At 61.2% G+C, this 23,590-nt stretch carries 15 protein-coding genes; 14 read left to right on the forward strand and 1 reads right to left on the reverse strand.

Annotated elements, in window-relative coordinates; translation table 11 throughout:
- Positions 1–73 precede the first annotated feature (73 nt).
- The 7 genes from uvrA (at position 74) to AC57B6_RS00535 (ending at position 11,657) form a co-directional block, all read left to right on the forward strand.
- Positions 74–5,971: an excinuclease ABC subunit UvrA gene (uvrA, locus tag AC57B6_RS00505; protein ID WP_496420528.1), complete on the forward strand. Its 5,898-nt coding sequence runs from the start codon at positions 74–76 to the stop codon at positions 5,969–5,971.
- A gap of 973 nt (positions 5,972–6,944) precedes the next feature.
- Positions 6,945–7,655 carry an energy transducer TonB gene (locus tag AC57B6_RS00510; RefSeq protein ID WP_496420529.1) on the forward strand — a complete coding sequence of 237 codons (711 nt, stop codon included), beginning with the start codon at positions 6,945–6,947 and terminating at the stop codon, positions 7,653–7,655.
- 77 nt (positions 7,656–7,732) lie between these two features.
- Positions 7,733–8,638 carry a MotA/TolQ/ExbB proton channel family protein gene (locus AC57B6_RS00515; RefSeq protein ID WP_496420530.1) on the forward strand — a complete coding sequence of 302 codons (906 nt, stop codon included), beginning with the start codon at positions 7,733–7,735 and terminating at the stop codon, positions 8,636–8,638.
- A 12-nt stretch (positions 8,639–8,650) separates the two neighbouring features.
- A complete protein-coding gene (locus AC57B6_RS00520; protein WP_028200670.1) occupies positions 8,651–9,073 on the forward strand; it encodes an ExbD/TolR family protein in 423 nt (140 codons plus the stop codon).
- A gap of 58 nt (positions 9,074–9,131) precedes the next feature.
- Entirely contained in the window at positions 9,132–9,563 is a 432-nt protein-coding gene (locus AC57B6_RS00525; RefSeq protein WP_496420531.1) for an ExbD/TolR family protein, read from the forward strand.
- 9 nt (positions 9,564–9,572) lie between these two features.
- Positions 9,573–10,778 (forward strand): tetratricopeptide repeat protein, encoded by a 1,206-nt coding sequence (locus AC57B6_RS00530; protein WP_496420532.1) that lies wholly within the window; start codon positions 9,573–9,575, stop codon positions 10,776–10,778.
- Positions 10,779–11,081: 303 nt separating this feature from the next.
- A complete protein-coding gene (locus AC57B6_RS00535; protein ID WP_496420533.1) occupies positions 11,082–11,657 on the forward strand; it encodes a helix-turn-helix domain-containing protein in 576 nt (191 codons plus the stop codon).
- A gap of 99 nt (positions 11,658–11,756) precedes the next feature.
- Here AC57B6_RS00535 and AC57B6_RS00540 read toward each other — a convergent pair whose 3' ends face one another.
- Positions 11,757–12,293, reverse strand: coding sequence for a hypothetical protein (locus AC57B6_RS00540; protein ID WP_338138166.1), 537 nt, complete (start codon positions 12,291–12,293; stop codon positions 11,757–11,759).
- Between AC57B6_RS00540 and AC57B6_RS00545 the strand changes: the two genes are divergently transcribed.
- The 7 genes from AC57B6_RS00545 (at position 12,277) to AC57B6_RS00575 (ending at position 23,588) form a co-directional block, all read left to right on the forward strand.
- The gene (locus AC57B6_RS00545) at positions 12,277–14,784 is read left to right on the forward strand and encodes a TonB-dependent receptor plug domain-containing protein (RefSeq protein ID WP_281663304.1); all 2,508 of its coding nucleotides are present in this window, start codon (positions 12,277–12,279) and stop codon (positions 14,782–14,784) included. The genes AC57B6_RS00540 and AC57B6_RS00545 overlap by 17 nt on opposite strands.
- 282 nt (positions 14,785–15,066) lie before the next feature.
- On the forward strand, positions 15,067–17,010 hold the full coding sequence (locus tag AC57B6_RS00550) for an extracellular solute-binding protein (RefSeq protein ID WP_281663305.1): 1,944 nt from the start codon (positions 15,067–15,069) through the stop codon (positions 17,008–17,010).
- A gap of 8 nt (positions 17,011–17,018) precedes the next feature.
- The gene (locus AC57B6_RS00555) at positions 17,019–18,071 is read left to right on the forward strand and encodes a microcin C ABC transporter permease YejB (RefSeq protein ID WP_144192912.1); all 1,053 of its coding nucleotides are present in this window, start codon (positions 17,019–17,021) and stop codon (positions 18,069–18,071) included.
- Positions 18,025–19,140, forward strand: a complete 1,116-nt coding sequence (locus tag AC57B6_RS00560) for an ABC transporter permease (protein WP_046565998.1) — start codon at positions 18,025–18,027, stop codon at positions 19,138–19,140. Before AC57B6_RS00555 ends, AC57B6_RS00560 begins: the two co-directional genes overlap by 47 nt.
- Complete coding sequence (locus AC57B6_RS00565) at positions 19,137–20,798, forward strand: ABC transporter ATP-binding protein (RefSeq protein WP_144192911.1); 1,662 nt, start codon at positions 19,137–19,139, stop codon at positions 20,796–20,798. The genes AC57B6_RS00560 and AC57B6_RS00565 overlap by 4 nt, the downstream gene beginning before the upstream one ends.
- Entirely contained in the window at positions 20,791–22,227 is a 1,437-nt protein-coding gene (locus tag AC57B6_RS00570; RefSeq protein ID WP_496420534.1) for a TldD/PmbA family protein, read from the forward strand. Before AC57B6_RS00565 ends, AC57B6_RS00570 begins: the two co-directional genes overlap by 8 nt.
- Positions 22,227–23,588 (forward strand): TldD/PmbA family protein, encoded by a 1,362-nt coding sequence (locus AC57B6_RS00575; protein ID WP_496420535.1) that lies wholly within the window; start codon positions 22,227–22,229, stop codon positions 23,586–23,588. The genes AC57B6_RS00570 and AC57B6_RS00575 overlap by 1 nt, the downstream gene beginning before the upstream one ends.
- The last annotated feature ends 2 nt before the right edge of the window (positions 23,589–23,590 follow it).

A 23,590-nucleotide genomic window follows, 5' to 3' on the forward strand; every position in this document is an offset into this window, starting at 1 on the left:
CCGGGTGTCTAGAACTTGCGCGGTCGCGAGGCGTCCGTGAGAGGTGGTCCACTTATTCAGACGGTCGGAAAAATTGGCATCTAACGGAACTATCCGCATTCGCGGCGCGCGCCAGCACAACCTCAAGAACGTCGATCTCGACGTACGAACCGGCGAAATGACGGTCGTCACCGGGCCGTCCGGCTCGGGGAAATCGAGCCTCGTGTTCGACACCTTGTACGCGGAAGGGCAGCGGCGCTACGTCGAAACCTTCAGCGCCTACGCCCGGCAGTTTCTCGACCGCATGGACCGGCCGCAAGTCGACCGGGTCGACGGCGTGCCGCCCGCCATCGCGATCGACCAGACCAACCCTGTGCGCAGTTCGCGCTCCACCGTCGGCACGATGACGGAACTCAATGACCACCTGAAACTGCTCTACGCGCGCGCGGCCGAACTGTTCGACCGCAAGACCGCGCAGCAGGTGCGCCACGACACGCCCGAAACGATTTACGCCGAGTTGCTCGAACGCACCGCGGAGCATGATCCGCGGCTGGTCGTCACGTTTCCGGTCGAACTGCCGGAAACGGCTTCCGAGCAGGAAGTGGAGCAATGGCTTTCCGCGAGCGGCTACACGCGGGTGCAGGCACAGCGCGAAGTCGATTCGCCCACCGGCAAGCGCAAGCTGCTCGACGTGGTGGCCGACCGCTTCCGTCTAAGCGCGGTCGAGAAGCCGCGCGTGGTCGAGGCCATCGAGGCATCGCTCAAGCGCGGTGGCGGCCGCGTCAATATTTACGTGTTGCCGGCCACGCCAGACGCACCGGAGACTTTGGGCACCACGAATCCCGCCGAGCCGCAAATCTGGCGTTTCTCCACCGGCCTGCATAGCCCGGAGAGCGATCTGCGCTATGCGGACCCGCAGCCGGCGCTGTTCTCGTTCAACTCGGCTTACGGTGCGTGCGAAGCTTGCCGCGGCTTCGGCCGCGTGATCGGGGTCGACCTCGGTCTCGTGATCCCCGACGCGCGCAAGACACTGCGCGACGGTGCGATCAAGCCAATGCAAACACCGGCCTGGAAAGAATGTCAGGACGACCTGATGCGCTACGCGGCGAAAGCCGATATCCGCCGCGGCACGCCGTGGGGCGAACTGACAGACGCCGAGCGCGACTGGGTCATCAACGGGTCGCCAGACTGGAACGGCAAGTGGCAAAGCCACTGGTACGGCGTCAAACGCTTCTTCGAATATCTCGAGTCGAAAGCCTACAAGATGCACATCCGCGTGCTGCTGTCGAAGTACCGCAGTTATACGCCGTGTGAAACCTGCGGCGGCGCGCGTCTGAAAACCGAGTCGCTGTTGTGGCGTCTCGGCAGCAAGCAGAATGCGGACGAAGTGCTCGCACCCGGCAAGCGCTTTATGCCGCGTGGCGTCGAATGGAAGCGGGCGCAGTTGGAGTCGCTGCCGGGTCTGACCGTGCACGATCTGATGCTGATGCCGATCGAGCGTATCCGGCGTTTCTTCGACGAAATCAGCCTGCCCAGCGCGTTGCTCGACGACGCCCTCAAGCTATTGCTCGCCGAAGTGCGCACGCGCCTCAAATATCTTTGCGATGTCGGCCTCGGCTATCTGACGCTCGACCGGCAGAGCCGCACGCTGTCGGGCGGCGAGGTGCAGCGGATCAACTTGACCACCGCGCTCGGCACGTCGCTGACCAAAACCCTGTTCGTGCTCGACGAGCCGAGCATCGGCCTGCATCCGCGCGATCTGAACCGGATCGTCGAGGCAATGCATCGGCTGCGCGATGCGGGCAATACGCTGGTGGTGGTCGAACACGATCCCTCGGTGATGCTCGCGGCGGATCGTCTGATCGACATGGGCCCGGGCCCGGGCGAGCGTGGCGGTTCGATCATTTACGACGGTGCGCCTGAGGCAATCCGTTCGTCCGGTACGCTGACCGGTGAATACCTGGGTGGGCGCCGGCACGTGGCGGACGCGGCACACTGGTCGCAACGTCCGGTGGATGACAGCACGCCGCGCATCGTGCTCGAAGGCGCCACTGAACATAATCTGCGCGACGTCACGGTTGAAATTCCGCTGCAGCGGCTCGTCTGCGTGACGGGCGTGTCGGGCTCCGGCAAGTCCACCTTGCTGCAGGACGTCCTGTATCCGGCCATGGCGCGGCACTTCGGCCTCGCCACCGAATCGCCCGGCGCATTCAGGAGCCTGACGGGCGCCGACCAGGTCACCGACGTGGTCTTTGTCGACCAGTCGCCGATCGGCAAGACCGCGCGCTCGAATCCGGCCAGCTACGTCGGCGCATTCGACGAAATCCGCAAGCTCTTCGCCAAAGCGCCGCTCGCCCAGCAACGCGGTTACGGTCCGGGCATGTTCAGCTTTAATTCCGGCGACGGGCGCTGCCCGACCTGCGGCGGCTCGGGTTTCGAACATATCGAAATGCAGTTCCTGAGCGACGTCTATCTGCGCTGCCCGGATTGCGATGGGCGCCGTTATCGCGCGGAACTGCTCGAAGTGAAAATCGAGCGCGGTGAACCGGCGCGTGCGTTGAGCATTGCCGATGTGCTGGAATTGACGGTGAGCGAAGCCACTGCCTACTTCGCGAAGGATGCCGAAGTATTGCGCGTGCTGCAGCCAATCGTCGACGTGGGTCTCGAATACGTGAAGCTGGGCCAACCCGTGCCTACGCTGTCCGGCGGCGAAGCCCAGCGGCTCAAGCTCGCCGGTTTCCTCGCGGAATCGGCGCAGGCGCGCACCGCGCGCAGCACGAAACAACCGGTTGCCAAACGCCTTTTCATGTTCGACGAGCCGACCACCGGTCTGCATTTCGACGACATCGCCAAGCTGATGCAGGCATTCGGCAAGCTGCTGGCGAGCGGACATTCGCTGATCGTGATCGAACACAATCTCGACGTGATCCGCGCGGCCGATTGGCTGATCGACCTCGGCCCAGAGGGTGGCGACGGTGGCGGCAGGGTTCTGTGCGCGGGCACGCCGGAAGACGTCAAGCGGTGCGCGGAATCGCACACCGGCGAGGCGCTGCTGCAATACGACCGGGCCATGAATACGGGGGGCGAACCGGCATCGCAGGGCATTCCGCTGCAAAAAGCGTTGAGCGCGGCGCGGGCGCGGCGGGCGATCGAAGGCGAGGACGTGGTGCGCATCGTCAATGCGCGCGAACACAATCTGAAAGCGCTGGACGTGGATATCCCACACGGCAAATTCAACGTGATTACCGGCGTGTCCGGTTCGGGCAAATCCACCCTGGCCTTCGACATTCTGTTCCACGAAGGGCAGCGCCGTTACCTCGAATCGCTGAATGCGTATGCACGTTCCATCGTGCAACCGGCAGGACGGCCCGAGGTAGACGCTGTGTATGGCATTCCGCCAACCGTCGCGATCGAACAGCGTTTGTCGCGCGGCGGCCGCAAGAGCACCGTGGCGACTACGTCCGAAGTGTGGCACTTTCTGCGCCTGCTGTACGTGAAACTCGGTCTGCAGCATTGCATCCATGACGGTACGCCGGTCACGTCGCAAAGCGTCGAATCGATCGCGGCGCAGTTGCTGCGCGATCACAAAGGGCAGCACGTCGGTTTTCTCGCGCCGCTGGTCGTGAATCGCAAGGGCGTCTATACCGATCTCGCCAAGTGGGCGAAAGCGCGCGGCAATACGCATCTGCGCGTGGATGGCGAGTTCGTGCCGGTGGACCCGTGGCCGAAGCTCGATCGCTTCCGCGAGCACACCATCGAATTGCCGGTGACCGACCTCGTGGTGTCGTCGGATAACGAAGCGGAACTGCGTCAGGCGCTCGACCAGACGCTGGAAATCGGCAAGGGTGTCATGCATCTGCTGGCGCCGCTCGACGGTTTGCACAACGCGATCAGCAACGGCCGCGCCACGGCGAAAGTCGGCACGGTGAAGGTGCTGTCCACCAAGCGAGCCTGTCCGGTATGCGGCACCAGCTATCCCGAACTCGATCCACGCATGTTCTCGTACAACAGCAAACATGGCTGGTGTACCACGTGTGTCGGAACGGGCCTCGCACTGACACGTGAACAACGCGCGGCGTACGACGACACCGTGGTCGTCGACGACAACCGTGGCCGCGAGCAGAGCTTGCCTTCCGAGGAGCAGGAACCGGAAGGTCTCGTCGACGAGCCGTGTGCCGATTGTGGCGGCACGCGTCTTAACCCCACCGCGCGCGCGGTCACATTCGGCGAACAGGCTATTGTCGACGTTGCGCAATGGACAGTGTCAGACACACGTGCGTGGATCGACACGTTGGAAATGACCGGCCGGGACGCGGAAATCGCTCGCGACGTGGTCAGCGAGATCGGTAGCCGTCTGCAATTTCTGGAAGAGGTCGGGCTCGGTTATCTGAGTCTCGATCGCGCGGCGCCGAGCCTTTCGGGTGGCGAAGCGCAACGTATCCGGCTCGCCGCGCAACTGGGCAGCAACCTGCAGGGCGTCTGCTATGTGCTCGACGAACCGACCATCGGCCTGCATCCGCGCGACAACCAGATTCTGCTCAATGCCCTGCGCAAACTGGGGGAAAAGGGCAATACGCTGGTGGTGGTCGAGCACGACGAGGACACGATTCGGCGTGCTGACCACATTATCGACATCGGACCGGGCGCGGGCAAGCGCGGTGGCACGCTGGTCGCGCAGGGCAGTGTGGCTGACCTGTCGGCTCAACCCGATTCGCTGACCGGGCAGTTTTTGGCTAGTCCGATCGTGCATCCATTGCAACCGCGTCGGGAGGTGGTCGCACCCACCAAGCGCACAGCCGCTGTGCCGGAGAACTGGCTGACAGTGCATGGCGCCAAACTGCATAACCTGCAGAACGTCACTGTCGGCATTCCGCTCTCACGCTTGGTCGCGGTGACAGGCGTGAGCGGTTCGGGCAAGTCGACCCTCGCGCGCGATGTGCTGATGACCAATCTGCTGGATGCCGTGGGGCGCTCGGTGCTGTCTTCGCCGGCCACGCGGCGCGCTCGCGCGGCCGCCGAGACCCAACCGGCAGCGAATCGGCGTTCGAGCGTGCTGGCGCGCACGGCGCCGCGTGCGCAGCTGAACGTCACGCATGCATGGCAGGGCTGCGATTCGATCACAGGATGGGAAACCATTGACCGTGTGCTCGAAGTCGATCAGACACCGATCGGCAAAACACCGCGCTCGTGTCCGGCGACCTACATCGGCGTGTGGGACGCGATCCGCAAGTTGTTCGCCGGCACGCTCGAAGCGCGCGCGCGTGGGTATACGGCATCGCGTTTCTCGTTCAACACGGGCGAGGGACGCTGCCCCGCATGCGAAGGGCAGGGCGTACGCACCATCGGTATGAGCTTCCTGCCCGATGTAAAGGTAGCGTGCGACGTCTGCCATGGTCAGCGCTTCAACCCGGAAACGCTCGCGGTCACGTGGCGCGGCAAGAATATTGGCGACGTGCTGACCATGGAAATCGATGAGGCCGTCGAGTTTTTCGCGCCGATCTCGAACATCGCGCATCCGCTGCAGTTGATGAAAGACGTCGGGCTCGGTTATCTGACGCTTGGGCAGCCATCGCCCACGCTGTCGGGCGGCGAAGCGCAGCGTATCAAGCTCGTCACCGAACTCAGCAAGGTGCGTGACGACATCACGCGCCGTGGTCAGAAGCCGCCGCACACGCTATACGTGCTGGACGAACCGACGGTCGGCCTGCATATGGCGGACGTCGCCAAGCTGATTCGCGTGCTGCATCGTCTCGCGGATGGCGGCCATAGCGTCGTCGTCATCGAGCACGATCTCGACGTGATTGCCGAGGCGGACTGGATCATTGATCTCGGTCCGGAAGGCGGCGTGGGTGGTGGCAAGATCGTCGCCGCTACGGACCCCGAAGGACTGTCTCGCGTCGCGGCCAGCCACACCGGTGCGGCGTTGCGTCCCGTGCTGGCGCGTGCGCGGAATGACACCGAAGCCATTGTGAGCGAGGAAACGAACGAGTGAGGCAACGGAGCGGGGCAATCGGCATCGCGCCGCTCCGGTTTGCCTGTTCAGCCCGAAAAATGGCGCGTGCAAGGTACGCGCAAGCCAGCCGCCACCTTCGTTCCACGAAAAACGTGTCGTCGAGATGCCGGGCATGGCCTGAGCTAAGCTCTATCGCTGGCGTTTGCTATATGTAATTAATTGAAATGCATTTGTAATTATAAAAATGGTGTAATTGAAATATGTATTTAGAGTGTCGTAAATACCGCTAAAAAGAATTGGAAGCGGTGTTTTTCTTCTGCTATCTTCCCGCCCTTGACGCAGGCCGCTGGCAGCGCTTGAAACGCACGTCGGATGATCTGTTCGGGATCCCTCGATGCTGCCGCGCCACCCTCGCGCAATGCCCGCCCAGCAGGCTTTTCCGCCACGCACTGTCGAGTGGCCCGGCAGCAGTTCCTTGCGTGCCACGTAAGTCCGCATTAGCGGCTGCATCCCAATTGGCGAGCCGCGAAAGGCGCGCTCGTATCTGTTCGACACGCGCTTATTCTTTTAAAGCGACGCGAATACGGCATTAGTTAGAGTGTCTTCTCTAAACTTAGTATGCTCCCATCAAAAAAAGTTTGACCCCGCATTTTTTGTCCTGCTATTGTTGCCTCCCATGAAATGCAGGTGACAAACGCGCAAAAAGTTCAAAGGCCGCAGCGCGCTTCGATCAAATTGTCATCAGCATGTTCATGCCAGACGGAAATGAGCGGGTCGAATTTAATCTATTAGTAGTTCTACTTAGATGATTGTTCGTCCGACGTGAAGTGCCGTCTCGGCGTCTCACAGACCTATCCGTGCGATTGCATCAAGTTTTGGGCCCAGCGGCTAAATTTTGGACTGCAAACCAAAGAGCCGGGCTATGGATGCGATCGCCAGAAGTGAACGTTGTTTGCCGTACGTAAGCGCACTGCAGTTACAGAAATGGACGGTTCACGCCGGAGGAGTAAAGGTGGGTACGAAAGTCGAAGGGCAATTTCCGGCAGCAACGGCCCGTATGGAGAGGCCAGGACGCCCGCGTGAGTTTGGGCGCAAGCAGCAAAACCCAGTACGCCGCTTTGGCGGTGTCGCAGTTGTTCTGCTCCTGCACGTCGTGCTGATCTATGCACTCATCAATGGCCTTGCCACCAAGGTCGTGCAGGTCATCCAGCATCCTATCGAAACGAAGATCATTGAGCCGGTGAAGCCGCCTCCGCCGCCGCCGTTGCCCACCGTGCAACTGCCGCCGCCGAAGTTCGCACCGCCGCCGCCGCCGTTCGTGCCGCCGCCGGAAGTGCAAGTACAGACGCCGCCCCAACCGACCATCACGCACCAGGCCGCACCGGTCGTCTCCGCACCCGCCGTGGCGCCTCCCGCTCCGCCGGCGCCTCCCGCGCCGAGCAAGCCCGTGAGCTCTGAAGTAGGGGTTGTGTGCCCGAACTCGGATCAGATCCGTTCGTCGATTCGCTACCCGAAGGAAGCGCAGGAAAACAACGTGACGGGTGATGTGCTGATTGAATTTGTAGTCGACCCGCAGGGCCATATTACGAATGAACGTGTTGCCAAGTCGGCGGACGATTCCTCACTCGATCGCGCTGCCTTCAATGCGGTCAAGCAGTTTACGTGCGTTTCCCAAGGCCAGGCTGTCCGTGTGCAAGTTCCGTTCTCGTTTAACCTGAACTGAAACCCACGGGCTGTTCGGTACCGGTAGCGATTTATCAGTCTTGGTTTAGAAGTTGTACTAATGAACTTGGAGCAGGCATGAAGAAGCGTACTCTCGCCGCATTGGCGGCAACCATGTTGTTCGCCGTAACCACGGTGGATACCTTTGTGGCACCGCAAATGGCCCACGCGCAAGCGAGCGACGCGACCGCGTCGGCTGCGGCGCCTGCCACCGCCGCACCGCAAACGGTGTCCCCGGCCGCTGACGAAGGGACGCCGCCGCCGGCGCCGGCCACCTCCGAAACCGTCAATAACCCGTACGGCCTCGGCGCGCTCTGGAAGAACGGTGACTTCGTTGCACGCTTCGTGCTGATTCTGCTGGTGCTCATGTCGATGGGCAGCTGGTACATCATGATCACCAAATTCTTCGAGCAGTTCCGTGCGAACCGTCGTGCGAAGAGCGCTGATGAACAACTGTGGACTGCGCCGTCGCTGGTCGAAGGTACGAAGCTGCTCGACGAAGCATCGCCGTTCCGCTTCATCGCCGAAACGGCTATCGAGGCAGGCGAGCACCACGACGAAGCACTGCTCGAAGCCGTCGACCGCAACACGTGGATCGATACGTCGGTCGAGCGTGCGATCACCAACGTGTCGAACCGTCTGCAAGACGGTCTGGCCTTCCTCGGTACGGTCGGCTCGACGGCGCCGTTCGTCGGTCTGTTCGGTACGGTGTGGGGGATCTATCACGCGCTGACGGCAATCGGCATCGCGGGACAGGCTTCGATCGACAAGGTCGCGGGCCCGGTCGGCGAGGCGCTGATCATGACCGCGATCGGCCTTGCTGTCGCCGTGCCGGCCGTGCTTGGCTACAACTTCCTGGTTCGCCGCAATAAGTCGGTGATGGAGCGGGTTCGTGCGTTCGGCGCACAGCTGCACACTGTCCTGCTCGCCGGCAGCCGGCGCTCGGCGCGCGCTTCGGCTCGTGAAGCATCGCTGGTCCAATAAGCGGAGTCTGTCATGGCTATGAGCGTTGGGCAGGATGATAACGACGAGGTCATCTCCAGTATCAACACCACGCCGCTAGTCGATGTGATGCTGGTTCTGCTGATCATCTTTCTGATCACGATTCCGGTGGTGACGCATACGGTGCCGGTGCAACTGCCGAAGGAGACGATCCAGCCGCTGCAGACCACACCGAAAAGTATCGTCATTGCGGTCAACCGCGACGGCGATTTCTTCTGGAACGAGAAGCAGGTGGATGGGCCTACGCTGCTGGCGCGCCTGAAAACCGTCTCCGTTATGACGCCGCAACCGGAAGTGCACGTGCGGGGCGACCAGAGCGCGCGTTACGAATTCATCGGCCGGGTCATTACCGCGTGCGAGCGCGCGGGTATCGCCAAGGTTTCGTTTATTACTGAGCCGCCCGCGCGCGGGGGCTAGCTTTGCATGGGATCGGAGTAAGAGCTTTGCACTAACTCCGATCGACAGGAGAACTACCATGGGAATGAACGTTTCGTCAGGCGGTGGCGGTTCCGAACCGGATGTGATGGTCGATATCAACACCACGCCGCTGATCGACGTGATGCTGGTGTTGCTGATCATGTTGATCATCACGATTCCGATTCAGACGCACGCCATCAAGATGAACTTGCCGGTCGGCAATCCGCCGCCGCCGATCACGCAGCCGGAAGTGGTGCAGATCGACATCGACTTCGACGGCACCATGACCTGGAATGGTCAGCCAGTGCCGAATCGTACGGCATTGGAATCCAGGCTTGCGCAGGTAGCGGCCGAACCGGTTCAGGCTGAAATCCATCTGCGGCCTAACAAGCTGGTGCCGTACAAGGCTGTCGCGGAGGTGATGGCGTCCGCGCAACGACTGGGCGCGACGAAAATCGGCCTGATCGGCAACGAGCAGTACATGCAATAGGAAAGTGGAATGCTAACGATCCATCAACGGTTCAAACGTGCCGTCATTGCGGCCGCTATCGGAGGGCTGTCCGCGCTCGTCGTGCTGCCGGTCACATCTCATGCTGCCGACACCTTGCGGCCGGATGTGGCGAAGCCGCTGAATACCGCGCAGGATCTGTATCGCGCGCACAAGTACAAGGACGCGTTGACGAAGATCGATCAGGCCGACGCCGTGCCGGGTAAAACGCCCTATGAAAGCTACATGATTCAGGAGATGCGCGGCGCTGCGGCAGCGGCAGCCGGTGAGTCCGGTGTGGCCGCACAGGCCTACGAGACCTTGTTGGGTTCGGGGCGCCTGACCGGCGCGGACGAGCAGCGCACTACCGCGGCGCTTGCCGGCATCTACTTCCAGCAGAAAAACTACGCACAGTCGGCGAAGGTCGCGCAACGTTATCTGAAGTCGGGCGGCAGCGACCCCGATATGCGTACATTGCTTGTGCAGTCTTACTACCTGTCAAACGATTGCGGCAGTGTGGTGAGCCTGCTCAAACCGGGCATCGACGCGCAAGTGCGCGCCGGTCACGCACCCGACGAGTCGCAACTGCAACTGCTCGGCACATGCGCGCAACGCGTGAAAGATGATGCGACGTACCGCAGCACGCTCGAAAAGCTGGTGGCCTATCATCCGAAGCAGGCTTACTGGGAGGATCTGTTCAACGCGATTCGCAGCAAGCCGGGCTATTCGTCTGCGCTGGATATCGACACCTTCCGCCTGCGTCGTGCGACCGGCTCGCTCACTACCGCTGACGATTACATGGAAATGACGCAGCTCGCGATCGTGGCCGGCACTACGGCAGAAGGCAAGCAGGTCATCGATCAGGGCTTTGCGTCGGGGGTTCTGGGCCACGATGCGCAGTCGGATCGCGAGAAGCGGTTGCAGGCTCTCGCCGCGAAACGCGCGCAAGCGCCAGCTGATCCTGCGAACCCCATCGCGCCGGTCAATGTCGCGTTCAACGAGGTCTTCGCGGGCCAGGCCAAGCAGGGTCTGGCGGCAATGGACGCTGCGATCGCGAAAGGCGGAATCGATCATCCGGATCAGGCGCAACTGCATCTCGGCGAGGCGTACTACATTGCAGGTGACAAAGCGCGCGCCGTGCAAGCCTTCCGTGCAGTGAAGGGTACCGATGGTTCGGCCGACCTCGCCCGCCTGTGGGTGCTGGTGGCGTCGAAGTAACGGCGTCCCGGTCCAGACATGTTTCTTCCTGTGGAGTGCCCCCGAGATGTCCGTGCATCGAACCGGGTGGCACATTCTCACCAAACGGGATACGGACCGCTGCGAATAGACGGGGGCAGTTGCGTGCGCAACTATCGCCCGGTTCGCAGCAAGTACGAAAGCGTCTGCGCCATCGCCTTGATTGAGTCGCCCAGCGCGGCAACCAACCAGGTATCTCGTGCATGTCTTAGGGAGGATGTTGAACTCAACGAAACATAGTTTCGTTTTATCAAACTAATTTTGACTACGGGATTCTGTCTTGCTATGGTTTTGCCACTCGATAACAAGGCACAGGTCGCAGTTTCTATAGGTAGCAAAATTCGCGCGCTTCGCCAACGGCTCAAGCGCACGCTGGATGAAGTGGCAACCACGGCGGGAATCTCCAAGCCCTTTTTGTCGCAGGTGGAACGAGGTCATGCAACGCCGTCGATTACATCGTTAGTTGGCATTGCCCGAGCTTTAGGTGTGACGGTCCAGTACTTTGTCGATACGCCAACCGAAGGCAAGTCGGTGCAACGAGGAAGTGAGTTGAAATACTTCGGGTTCGACGGAACCGCGAATCTTTTTGGATGGCTGACGAATCTGTCGGTTGGCAGCAAGCTGGAAGTGATTCTCGTCAGGATGCCGGTGGGGCAGAACCCGTCGGAAGTTACGACGCATGCAGGGGAAGAGTTCTTGTACGTGATGAGCGGCCAGATATCGCTCACGTTAGAAGGTACAACGTTCGTATTGCAGGCAGGTGACACCGCCCATTACGAGTCCACTGTGCCTCATGCCTGGTGTAATACCGCGCGGGAAGAAGCGGTGGTCGTCTGGGTAGGCACGCCAAGATTGTTTTAGATGCCGTTGTTCCATGCTTTCGTCGAAAGCGGTCATTCTGTGTTTTTCAGTATTGCTTAGGATTGAATCGGGAATGGCTCTGATTGGAATTGTGTTGCCTCAATAGTCAGAGTCCGAAATGGTGGAAGTGAAAACGATTAGAAAGCGCTGCGTATTTCGTTTGTAATAACTAAGTAGTCCGATATTGAAGTATTTGAAGTGTTCCGTCTTCCCGTTTGTCTTCGCAGTCCGGTGTGCTGTTGACCGGTTTGCGGGGCAACGGAAGAACGGGCCTGCTTTAACGGAGCGCGGCGCAAGATCGCCGTATATCGAGTGGGGAGGTTCACAAGACCTCTCTTCACACACACACAGCTGTGGCCTTAATTGACGAGCGAGAAGGGGAAAAATGAAACAAAGGGCATTGGCGCTGGCCATCAAAAGAATAATCTGGGCTGAACTGGCGTTGTCAGCCGCAATCGCCGTACCGGCGTTTGCGCAAAGCCAGCCGGCCACCACCGGCACTACGGCGGGCACGACGACGGAAAGCACGCCGGCAGCAAATACTGCTGCCACGCCGTCCGCGGATAGCAACACCGCGACGCCAGCGGGTAAAGGGGTCCAGCAACTTAAGAAATTTGAAGTGACCGGTTCGCTCATCCGCACTTCGGACAAGGTCGGCAACACGGAGGTGCAGACCATCACGCCCAAGGAAATCCAGCAAAGCGGTTATACGACCGTGGCTGACTTCCTGCGCGGCACGTCTGCGAATTCGGGGAGCAGCTGGGGCCAAACGAACATGAACAGCTCCGCGCAAGGTGGTGGCGGCATTGCATTGCGCGGTCTGAGCGAGAAGTACACGTTGGTGCTGGTGGACGGACAACGGGTGGCGAATTACGGCAAGGCGGTGAACTTCACCGACACGTTCTTCGACGTGAACTCGATCCCGCTCAACATGATCGACCACATCGACATCGTGAAGACCGGTGCGGTCTCGGTGTATGGTTCGGATGCAATTGCAGGTGTTGTCAACATCATTACGAAGAAGGATTTCCAGGGCCTGCAGATCGATGGCCAGCTCGGCAAGGCGCAGCATCCGGGCGACGCGCAGGGTAATTTCAGTGTGCTCGGCGGCATCGGCGACCTGAACGGCGATCGCTTCAACGTGACCGCTGCAGCGAGCTACTATCGCGACAGTGGCTCTTCGCTCGCCGATCGCTCCATGACGGCGAATCAGGACTTTAGCCAGTTCCCTGGTGGCCTCGCTGGCCCGCTCGGCCCGAATCAACAATCATACTGGACCGCGCCGGACGGCACGAAGACGGCACTCAGCCCATGCCCTCCGGGCAGCGTGTCAGCGGACGGCGGCGCGGAGTGTAAATCGAATCCTGCCAGCCAGACCTCCCTGGTCCCGTCGACGACGCGCCTGAACGCGAAAGTGCGCGGCACGTTCAAGATCAACGACGATGTTCAGGCTTACGCGGACCTCTGGGTGAGCCGCAACGAAACGGTGCAAAACGAAGGTCCGGCTGTGCTGAGCAGTCAGACCAACGCGTTCAATCCCGCCACCGGCTCGGCATTGCCGCTGAACCGCACCGTCTCGGCAACCAACCCGTACAACCCGTTCGGCGCCCCGGCGCAGATCAACTACACTTTCCCGAACACCGTTTCCGCAGATACGGTGTCGACCTTCTGGCGGGCGATGACCGGCGTGAAGGGCTCGTTCACCACCGCCAGGTTCGGCGATTGGGACTGGTCCGCGGATTACGGCCATTCTCAGAGTACGGTCGACACGACCTACGGCAACGCGCTGAACGTTGCAGGCGTCGAGAACATTCTGCAGAACGGCGTGTTCAACTTCTCGAACCCGTCGGCCACGCCGAACGGTTTGAATGGCGTATTCCAGAACGACTACGAGCAGGCGATCTCCAAGCTCGATAGCGTGACGGCGAAGACCTCGACGGGCAACCTGTTCAATCTGCCGGGTGGCCCGGTCGGTGTCGGTTTCGGTACGGAGTTCCGTCACGAAAGCAACCTGATCAACTCGCGCACTTATAGCGCGCTTGGGGTCACCGCGCCGGCCAACGTGCAGACGGTCGACGGCGAGCGCAACGTGGCCGCCGTTTACTATCAGGTCGATATTCCGATCATCCGGAACCTGACGTTTACGCAGGCTGGGCGTTACGACCACTACAGCGACTTCGGTGGTGCGTTCTCGCCGAGCTTCGCGTTGCGCTTCCAGCCTGTCCAGGCGCTCACGACGTTCGCGTCATACAGCCGCGGCTTCCGTGCTCCAACGCTGGTTGAGAACTCGCAGGCAACGTATCTGGCCCACCAGAACCTGGTCGACCCGAATGACCCGAGCGGCGTGCCGACCAAGCACTTCACGACGGAACAGGTCAACGGCAATCCGGCGCTGCAGCCTGAGCATACGAAGAACTACAACATCGGCTTCCAGTTGTCGCCGGATTCGTCGACGGACATCGGTGCGGCGTTCTACAAGATCCACATCGACGGCGTGATCGGCACGAACGATCCGAACGCGGTGATCGATGCGAACAACCCGTCGACCGTGATCCGCAATCCGGACGGCACGGTGGCCTACATCAAGGAGCAGTTCATCAACCTCGGCTCGCTCGATACCGACGGTTTTGACATGAACTTCCGCAAGTCGGTCGGTACGAAGTACGGCACGTTCACGCTGGCAGGCGATTGGGCCTACGTGTGGCACTTCAAGCTGAATTCACCGGGTGCGCCGACACAGGACTTCGCCGGCAACAACCTCGCGCTGCTGCAGCCGTTCGGTGCGTCCAATCCGCGCTGGAAGGGTAACACCAGCCTCTCCTGGGATTATCGCAAGCTGACCACCACGCTGACGTGGCAGTACACCGGCCCGTACACCAACGCGGTGGCGTCCGAGTTCGGCGACGGCGGCACGCTGTCGGTGGCGTCGTACAGCCAGTTCAACCTGATGGCATCATATCGCGGCTTCAAGAACTGGACGATCTACGGCGGTATCAACAACATCTTCGACCGCAAGCCGCCGTTCGACGTGGAGTGGCAAGCCACCCCGGATATCACGGGTTACGACCAGTCGCTTTATACCAACATCGGCCGCTTCTTCCAGGTTGGTGCAACGTACCGCTTCTGAAGTCTTTGACGTTTGTGACTTATCCGCGGTCTGTCTAGTCGGTCAGCCGCTCCGGCTTCCTGTCATCGGTGCCGGAGCGGTTCAACGTTGTCAGAAACGTACTTTGGAGTTTTCCGTGTTCAATGCTCGTGCAAGACCGCAGCGAGCGACGATGACCAGCGACCCGCGGCGCAGCGCCCGCGGGGAAAGCTACGCGCGCGACAGCATCAGTTCGTCGCTCGCGCCGATTCGATCTACTGCGCGCAGGCTCGAGGCCGGCGCGCGCCCTCGCGCATTCAGAAGATGAGACTTGTGAAGTTTCGCTCACCACATACCGAGTGGTCCGTTTCGCGTCAGCCGGTGCTGACGGCCGTCACCGCATGGCTGACAGCGCTGAGCTTATGCCTGAGTTTGAACGCGGTTTCGGCGCAGGCAAAGCCTTCGATTTCACAATACGACCAACCAAAATATCCCGCCGATTTCACGCACTTCGACTACGCGAATCCCGACGCACCCGCCAACGGCTCGCTGAGTTTCGAAAACTATAACGAACTGCAGACCTACGATTCGTTGAATCCGTTTCTGGTGCGCGGTGCGCCTGCGCCCGACATCCAGAATCTGATGTTCGATACGCTGATGCAGCGCAGCTGGGACGAGCTGGCCTCCGAGTACCCACTGATCGCCGACGATGTGGAGGTGGCCGCGGACTTGACCTCGGCGACATTCCATATCAATCCCGCCGCGCGTTTCTCCAATGGCGACCCGATCACTGCCGCCGACGTCAAGTACTCGTACGACACGCTGGCGAGTCCGCAGGCGTCGCCGCTGTTCAATGCGCAGTTCTCGATCATCAAAAGTGCGACGGTAATCGACAGGAGCACGATCCGCTTCGAGTTCAAGCATGCGGAACGCGATGCGCCGCTGATTGCCGGCGACCTGCCGATCTTCTCGCCGAAGTGGGGAATGCAGCCGGACGGCAAACGTCCGCCATTCGATCAGATCTCTTCCACGCCGCCGATCAGTAGCGGCGCTTATCTGATCGAGAGCCGCAAGAACGACAAGCAGATCACATATCGCCGCAATCCGGACTACTGGGCGGCGAATCTGCCGTCGCGACGCGGCATGTTCCGCTTCGCGCAGATTACCTTCAATCTGTATCGCGACCATTACACGCAACTCGAAGCCTTCAAGGCGGGCGATGCGGACGTAGTCGTCGAATACAGCGCGACGCAGTGGGCACGTAAATATGTCGGCAAGAACTTCGACAATGGGCTGCTGAAGAAAGGCGAATTCGCCGACGGTCCCGCGCAGATGCAGGGCATGCTGATGAATATACGCAAGCCGATGTTCCAGGATCCGCGGGTGCGCCATGCCCTGACGCTGGCATTCGACTATGACTGGATGAACCGGATGATGTTCTATGGTCAATACCGGCGCACCAGTAGTTACTTCGAGGCAAGTCCGTTCGGCGCAACCGGCATGCCGGGCGAGAAGGAACTGGCGCTGCTCGAACCGTTGCGCGGCAGCGTGCCGCCTGAAGTGTTCGGTCCGATGCTGAAGCAACCCGACACGATCCCACCGAATTCCTTGCGCGGCAATTTGCGCGTTGCGCGCGATCTGCTCGCACAAGCTGGCTGGCACTATCGCGACGGCGCATTGCGCGACGCCAACGGCACGCCGATGACGATCGAAATCATGGACGACCAGCCCGGCATGGATCGTCTGATCCTGCCGTATATGCAGGCGCTCGGCATGCTCGGTATTCAAGCCCATATGCGCGAGATCGACAGCGCGTTGTACCAGAAGCGTCTGGATAACTTCGAGTACGACATGACCACCTTCATCTATCCGCCAGTCACGATTCCCGGTGCTGAACTAACGCGTCGTTTCGGCAGTGCGGCCGCATCCGAAGTGGGCTCCGAGAACTATTCGGGCATCCGTTCGAAGGCGGTCGACTCGCTGATTCACTCCGCGCTTACCGCCACCAATCTCGACGATCTGGAAGCCGCGACCCGCGCGCTGGATCGCGTTCTGATCTATTCGTTCTATCTCGTGCCCGAGTACTACGCACCGGGCGCGCGCATTGGCTACAAGACCACCCTCGGATTTCCGAAGACCGTGCCAAATTCCTACCAGTACGAAGACTGGGTCATCGACTACTGGTACGTGAAAGCGCCGGGCGCGCAGGCGGCACAAAAACTCCAGGCCGCGCAATCCGCGGGTTCGACCACGGCCGAGGCCCACTGAGGAACACCATGCTTGCCTATATTCTCAGACGATTGCTGTTGATGGTGCCGACCTTGCTCGGCGTGGTCACACTCACTTTTGTCGTCACGCAGTTCGTGCCGGGTGGGCCGGTCGAACAGGTGATGACGCAACTCCGCCACGGCACTGGCCGTGGCGGAGAGGCGGGGGCGGGGGGCGGCGGCTATCACGGCAGCCAGGGTGTCGATCCGCAGCAGATCGAGCAGATCAAGAAGCAGTTCGGCTTCGACAAACCGCCGCTCGAGCGTTATGTCCTGATGCTCAAGCGGTACGCGAGTTTCGATCTCGGCCGGTCCTATTATCAGCACGATAGCGTCTGGGACGTCATCAAATCGAAATTGCCGGTGTCGATCACGCTCGGCTTATGGACCGTGATGCTCACGTACCTGATATCGGTGCCCTTAGGCATTGCGAAAGCAGTGCGCAACGGCTCGCGCTTCGATACGGTAACCAGCGTCCTGGTGCTGGCCGGCTATGCGATTCCAGGTTTCGTGCTCGGCGTGCTGTTGCTGATGCTGTTCGGCGGCGGCACCTTCTGGCAGGTGTTTCCGATGCGCGGCCTGACCTCGGACAATTTCAACGATCTCAGTACTTTCGGCAAGCTGCTCGATTATCTGTGGCACATCGTGCTGCCGGTCACGGCTTCGGTGGTCGGCAACTTCGCGATCGTGACGATCCTGACCAAGAATACCTTCCTCGAGGAAATTGGCCGTCAATACGTTCTGACCGCGCGCGCGAAGGGTGCGCCGGAACGCGACGTGCTGTGGAAACACGTGCTGCGCAATGCGGCGATTCCGTTGCTGACCGGCTTGCCGGCCGCCTTTGTGGGGGCCTTCCTGAACGGCAATCTGTTGATCGAAACCCTGTTCTCGCTGGACGGCATGGGTCAACTTTCGTATGACTCGGTGATTCGCCGTGACTATCCGGTCGTGCTCGGCTCGCTGTTCCTGTTCACGCTGATCGCTCTCGTAACCAAACTCATTGCTGACGTCTGCTATGTCCTCGTCGACCCCCGCATCCAATTCAACCGCCTGGACCGCTGATCTGTCCGGCGCGGCGCACGTGGCGTCGCCGTCTCCCTGGCGGCGCACATGGTGGCGCTTCAAGCAGCAGCGGCTCGGTTACTGGAGTCTCGTGATCTTCGTATCGCTGTTCATTATCAGTCTCCTGGGGGAGGTGCTGTCCAACGATCGTCCGTTGATTGTCCGTTATGACGGGCACTACTATTTCCCTATCGTAAAGGACTATTCGGAGAAGATCTTCGGCGGCGATTTTCCCGCCCGTGCCAATTACCTCGATCCGTATATCCGTTCGCGGCTCGAATCGAACGGCAACTTCGCGATCTATCCGCCAAATCATTTCCACTACGACACGATCGACTACTTCGCGGCCCATCCGTATCCGGCGCCGCCCACGCGGAGCAACTGGCTCGGCACGGATCAGTACGGCCGTGATGTGCTTGCACGGCTGCTGTATGGTTTCCGGCTCTCGGTGCTGATGGCGCTCGCGCTCACGGTTTCCGGCGTCCTGATCGGCGTATTGACCGGCGCGGTGCAGGGCTTTTATGGCGGACGCACCGACCTGATCGGTCAGCGTCTGATCGAGATCTGGAGCTCGATGCCTGACCTGTATCTGCTGATCATCTTCGCGTCGATCTTCGAGCCGACGCTATGGCTGCTCTTTATTCTTCTGTCGATGTTCGGCTGGCTCGTGCTGTCCGATTACGTACGCGCCGAGTTTCTGCGCAACCGTTCGCTGGACTATGTGAAGGCGGCACGCACCATGGGCCTCTCGAACTGGCAGATCATGTGGCGCCATGTACTGCCGAACAGCCTGACCCCAGTGATTACGTTTCTGCCGTTTCGCATGAGCGCGGCGATCCTGTCGCTGACCAGTCTCGACTTCCTCGGGCTGGGTGTGCCGCCGCCCACGCCGAGCCTGGGCGAATTGCTTCAGGAAGGCAAGAACAATCTCGACGCCTGGTGGATTTCGATTTCGGCATTCGCCGCGCTGGTGATTACATTGCTGCTATTGACCTTTATGGGTGACGCACTGCGCAATGCGCTCGACACGCGCAAGCGCGGTTCTGCCTTCGGTGGAGGTCCGCGATGAGCGAAGCCAAAGCCAACCGGCCGTTGCTCGAGATTGACCGCTTCTCGGTGCGCTTCGGCGACAAGATTGCGGTGAACGAACTCAGCCTGTCGATCGCGAGGGGCGAGCGCGTCGCGCTTGTCGGCGAATCGGGTTCCGGCAAGAGCGTCACCGCGTTGTCTATCTTGCGACTCGTCGAGCATGCGGAGCTAAGCGGCCGCATGTTGCTTGACGGCGAAGATCTGTTGCAGAAAACCGAGCAGCAGATGCGTGGCCTGCGCGGTGCCGACGTGGCCATGGTGTTTCAGGAACCGATGACAGCGCTCAATCCGCTCTTCACGATCGGCAAGCAGATCGCTGAAAGTTTGCGCCTGCATGAGGGCTTGCGGCCGAATGCGGCGCGCAAGCGCGGTATCGAGTTGCTCAGGCGCACGGGTATCCCTGAGCCGGAACGGCGCATCGACAGCTTTCCGCATCAACTGTCAGGTGGCCAGCGGCAGCGCGCGATGATCGCGATGGCGCTGGCATGCCGGCCACGCCTGCTGCTTGCCGACGAACCGACCACCGCGCTCGACGTCACCGTGCGTCAGCAGATCGTCGACCTGTTGATCGGCTTGCAGGAACAGGAAGCAGCGGAGCGCGGTATGGCCGTGTTGCTGATCACACACGACCTGAATCTGGTGAAACGCTTCGCGCAACGCGTCGCGGTGATGGAAAAGGGTGTGCTGGTCGAGACCAATACGACTGAGGCCTTATTCTCCAACCCACAGCATCCGTACACCCAGCGCCTGCTGGACAGCGTGCCGCAGCGCGCGGTGGCGCCGGTCGAGCCGGGTGCGCGGCGTTTGCTCGAGGTGCAGGGACTCGCGGTCGACTACAGCACGTCCGCGAAGGGTTGGCGTTCGCTGTTCGGGCGCTCCACGTTCCGGGCGGTGCACGAGGTCGACCTGAGCGTGCGGCGCGGGGAGACGCTCGGCATCGTCGGCGAATCCGGATCGGGTAAATCGACGCTGGCGGCAACCGTACTCGGCTTGCAGCGACCGGCGTCCGGTCATATTCATATCGACGGTTTGCCGCTGGCCTCGCTGAAAACCGCGCGTTCGCGCCGCGCGCTGTATTCGCGCATGCAGGTCGTGTTTCAGGACCCGTTTGGTTCGTTGTCGCCGCGCATGACGGTAGAGCAGATTGTCAGCGAAGGCCTGACCATGCATCAGCCCGACATGGACGCGAGGGCGCGGCGCGCCCGCGTGGGCGGTTTGCTGGAGGAAGTGGGCATGCCCGCGGACGCCATGCTGCGCTATCCGCACGAGTTTTCCGGCGGTCAGCGCCAGCGTATTGCGATTGCGCGCGCGTTGGCGGTCGAGCCGGAATTGCTGGTGCTCGATGAACCGACCAGTGCGCTCGATGTATCCATCCAGAAACAGGTACTGAATCTGCTGACAAATCTGCAGAAAAAGTACAAGCTTAGCTATTTGTTCATTACGCACGATCTGGCGGTGATGCGAGCCATGGCGCATCGCGTGATCGTGATGAAGTCGGGACGCATCGTTGAAGCGGGCGACACCCTTGATGTGCTGCACGCGCCGTCGCATCCTTACACCCAGTCGTTGCTCGCGTCGTCGCTGATCGTGTCGCCGGCGGGTGCAATCGAGACTCCTACGGGAACTGCTAATGATTGACGAACGTTGGGCGCAAGCCGCCCGATCGCTTGTAAGCCGCGCGGCATTCTGGTCGCTGCGCATTGTCGATGAACAGATCGACGACCACGAAATTCGCAACGACATCGCGCAACCCATGCGGACAGTGCGCGATCGTGGCGCAATGCTGATCGCGTGGGTGGGCGCGGGGGCAGGCTATGCGGCCACCGCGAATCTGAGCGCCGCCGGTTTGCAGCAAGCGCTGGATCTCGCCACGGCCCGCGCGGAGGCGAGCGCGGCTCTGTCGTTGATCGACCATCGCGAGGTGGCGCGCCCGGCCGTGAGCGGCCACTATGTATCGCCGAATGCGCAGCATGCGTTGCCGAGCCGCGCCGAGTGGCTGGAGCGCCTCAGCGTGGAATGCGCGGGTGCGAATCTCGATGCGCGCATTGTGGAGCGTGTCGCGGCCGTGCAGATCACGCATACCGATCAGCTCTACATCACCAGCGACGGCGTGCGGATCGATCAGCGGTTCCAGTTCGTGATGCCGCAATTGAGCGTGGCCGCCCACGCGGACGGCGATACGCAGGTGCGTACGCTCGGCGGCAACTACGGCACGTTGGGGCAGGGCGGCATGGAAGTGCTGGCGCGCTTCGGCTTCGACGGCTCGGGTGCGCGCGTCGCCAATGAAGCGCTGCAATTGCTGGCGGCGCCGAATTGCCCGTCGGGCAAGCGCGATTTGCTGCTGATGCCCGATCAGATGATGTTGCAGATTCACGAATCGATCGGCCATCCGCTCGAGCTCGATCGCATTCTCGGCGACGAGCGCAATTTTGCCGGCTGGAGCTTCGTCAAGAAGGAGATGTTTGGCTCGTACCGCTACGGTTCGGAACTGCTGAACGTGACCTTCGATCCGGATTTGCGCGAGGAAGCCGCCGCATACGCCTTCGACGACGACGGCACTGAGGCGACAAAACAGTATCTGATCCGCGACGGCGTGCTCGAACGTCCGCTCGGCGGCGCGCTTTCGCAGCAGCGCGCGCGTATGGCGGGCGTAGCGAATTCGCGTGCGTCGAACTGGAACCGCCCGCCGATCGACCGGATGGCGAATCTGAACATCGAACCCGGCGAGCAATCGCTCGCGCAGATGATCGGCAACATCGAACACGGTATTCTGATGCGCACCAACACGTCCTGGTCGATCGACGACCATCGCAACAAATTCCAGTTCGGCTGCGAGTTCGGTCAGCTGATCGAAAACGGCAAGCTCACCCAGGTCGTCAAACAGCCGAATTACCGCGGTATTTCGGCGAATTTCTGGCGTAGCCTGAGCGCTGTTGGCAATGCGCAGACGCGCGAGGTGTACGGCACGTCCATGTGCGGCAAGGGCGAACCGGCACAGATCATTCGCGTCGGCCACGCGTCGCCGGCGTGCGTGTTCAGCAACATCGACGTGTTCGGAGGCGCCTGATGAGCCAGTTCATTGCCTCGCGCGCCGCTGCATCGGTCGACTGGCAGCAGCATTTCACCGCGCTGGCCGACGCGATCGAGCGCCTCCAGCAGGGCTCGGAAACCACGCTGAGTTCATTTGCCGGCGAGCAGTCCGACTTCATCCGTTTCAACCTGGGCCGGGTTCGGCAGATCGGCAGCGTGTCGCAAGGCAAGCTGACCTTGCGCCTGATCGACGGCGCCCGCCAGGCCTACTCGACGCTGACAATCTGCGGCGATCTGCAACAGGATCTGGACGATGTGAGCGCGGCGCTCGCCACCTTGCGCGAAGGTCTGCGTGGTGCGGCGGATGATCCGCATCTGCTGATCGACACGACGCAATGGGCGCGCACCACCCAACGTTCAGGCAAGCTGCCGGAGCCGGCTGGCTTGCTGCGCGTGGTGGCCGAATGCGCGCAAGGGCTGGATTTCGTGGGTTTTTACGCGGGCGGCACGATCGTGCGGGGCTTTGCGTCCACGGGCGGCAGCCGCGGCTGGTACGAAGTCGATAACTTTAATTTCAGCTGGTCGCTGTACGACCCGAGCGGTCGCGCGATCAAAACGACTTACGCCGGCGATGACTGGAGCGACGCGGTTTTCGCCCGCAAGGTCGAACAGGCCGCAGCGCGTCTATCCGTGCTCGCGCGCACGCCGCGCACCCTGGCGCCGGGGCGTTATCGCTCATATCTGGCGCCTGAAGCGCTGGCCGAACTGCTCGGCGTGACCGCTTGGAGCGGATTCTCCGCGCGGGCCCAGGCGAGTTCGCGCAGCGAGTTGTACAAGCTGCATGTGGGAGAAATCGTAGTCGACCCGCGCGTCACGATCAGCGAAGATCTGAATCTCGGCATTACACCCGGCTTCAACGACGACGGCTATCTGCGCGAAAGCGTCCCGCTGATCCAGGCCGGCCGCAGCGCCGAACGCCTCACCAATGCCCGCAGCGCGCGCGAGTACGGCTTGACGCCGAACGGTGCGCTGGCGGGCGAGTCGCCGGCCGCGCTCTCGATGCAAGCAGGCGATCTGCGGGAAGAAGACGTGCTGGAGAAACTCGATACAGGTCTCTACATTGGCAATCTGTGGTACGTGAATTTCTCCGACCGGATGAATTGCCGCCTGACTGGCATGACGCGTTTCGCGACCTTCTGGGTCGAGAACGGGCAGATCGTTGCGCCGCTGGATGCCATGCGTTTCGACGACAGCTTGTATCGCCTGCTCGGCAGCGAACTCGAAGAACTCGGCTCGCAGGCGCAATTGCTATTGAGCGATTCGACGTGGGGCGAGCGCGCTACGGGCGGCATGCAATTGCCCGGCATCCTGGCGAGGTCATTCGAATTGACGTTATGAGC

The sequence above is a fragment of the Paraburkholderia sp. BGA-UO-ETr-F12 genome (assembly GCF_059567945.1).

Excerpts from the sequence above, each read along its gene's own strand:
- AC57B6_RS00515 (WP_496420530.1), top strand. The coding sequence starts at position 7,733 with ATGAAGAAGCGTACTCTCGCCGCATTGGCGGCAACCATGTTGTTCGCC.
- AC57B6_RS00520 (WP_028200670.1), top strand. The coding sequence starts at position 8,651 with ATGGCTATGAGCGTTGGGCAGGATGATAACGACGAGGTCATCTCCAGT.
- AC57B6_RS00525 (WP_496420531.1), top strand. The coding sequence starts at position 9,132 with ATGGGAATGAACGTTTCGTCAGGCGGTGGCGGTTCCGAACCGGATGTG.
- AC57B6_RS00530 (WP_496420532.1), top strand. The coding sequence starts at position 9,573 with ATGCTAACGATCCATCAACGGTTCAAACGTGCCGTCATTGCGGCCGCT.
- AC57B6_RS00535 (WP_496420533.1), top strand. The coding sequence starts at position 11,082 with ATGGTTTTGCCACTCGATAACAAGGCACAGGTCGCAGTTTCTATAGGT.
- AC57B6_RS00540 (WP_338138166.1), bottom strand. The coding sequence starts at position 12,293 with ATGAGCGAACCGGTCACTTCAAATTTCTTAAGTTGCTGGACCCCTTTA.
- AC57B6_RS00550 (WP_281663305.1), top strand. The coding sequence starts at position 15,067 with ATGAGACTTGTGAAGTTTCGCTCACCACATACCGAGTGGTCCGTTTCG.
- AC57B6_RS00555 (WP_144192912.1), top strand. The coding sequence starts at position 17,019 with ATGCTTGCCTATATTCTCAGACGATTGCTGTTGATGGTGCCGACCTTG.
- AC57B6_RS00560 (WP_046565998.1), top strand. The coding sequence starts at position 18,025 with ATGTCCTCGTCGACCCCCGCATCCAATTCAACCGCCTGGACCGCTGAT.
- AC57B6_RS00565 (WP_144192911.1), top strand. The coding sequence starts at position 19,137 with ATGAGCGAAGCCAAAGCCAACCGGCCGTTGCTCGAGATTGACCGCTTC.
- AC57B6_RS00570 (WP_496420534.1), top strand. The coding sequence starts at position 20,791 with ATGATTGACGAACGTTGGGCGCAAGCCGCCCGATCGCTTGTAAGCCGC.
- AC57B6_RS00575 (WP_496420535.1), top strand. The coding sequence starts at position 22,227 with ATGAGCCAGTTCATTGCCTCGCGCGCCGCTGCATCGGTCGACTGGCAG.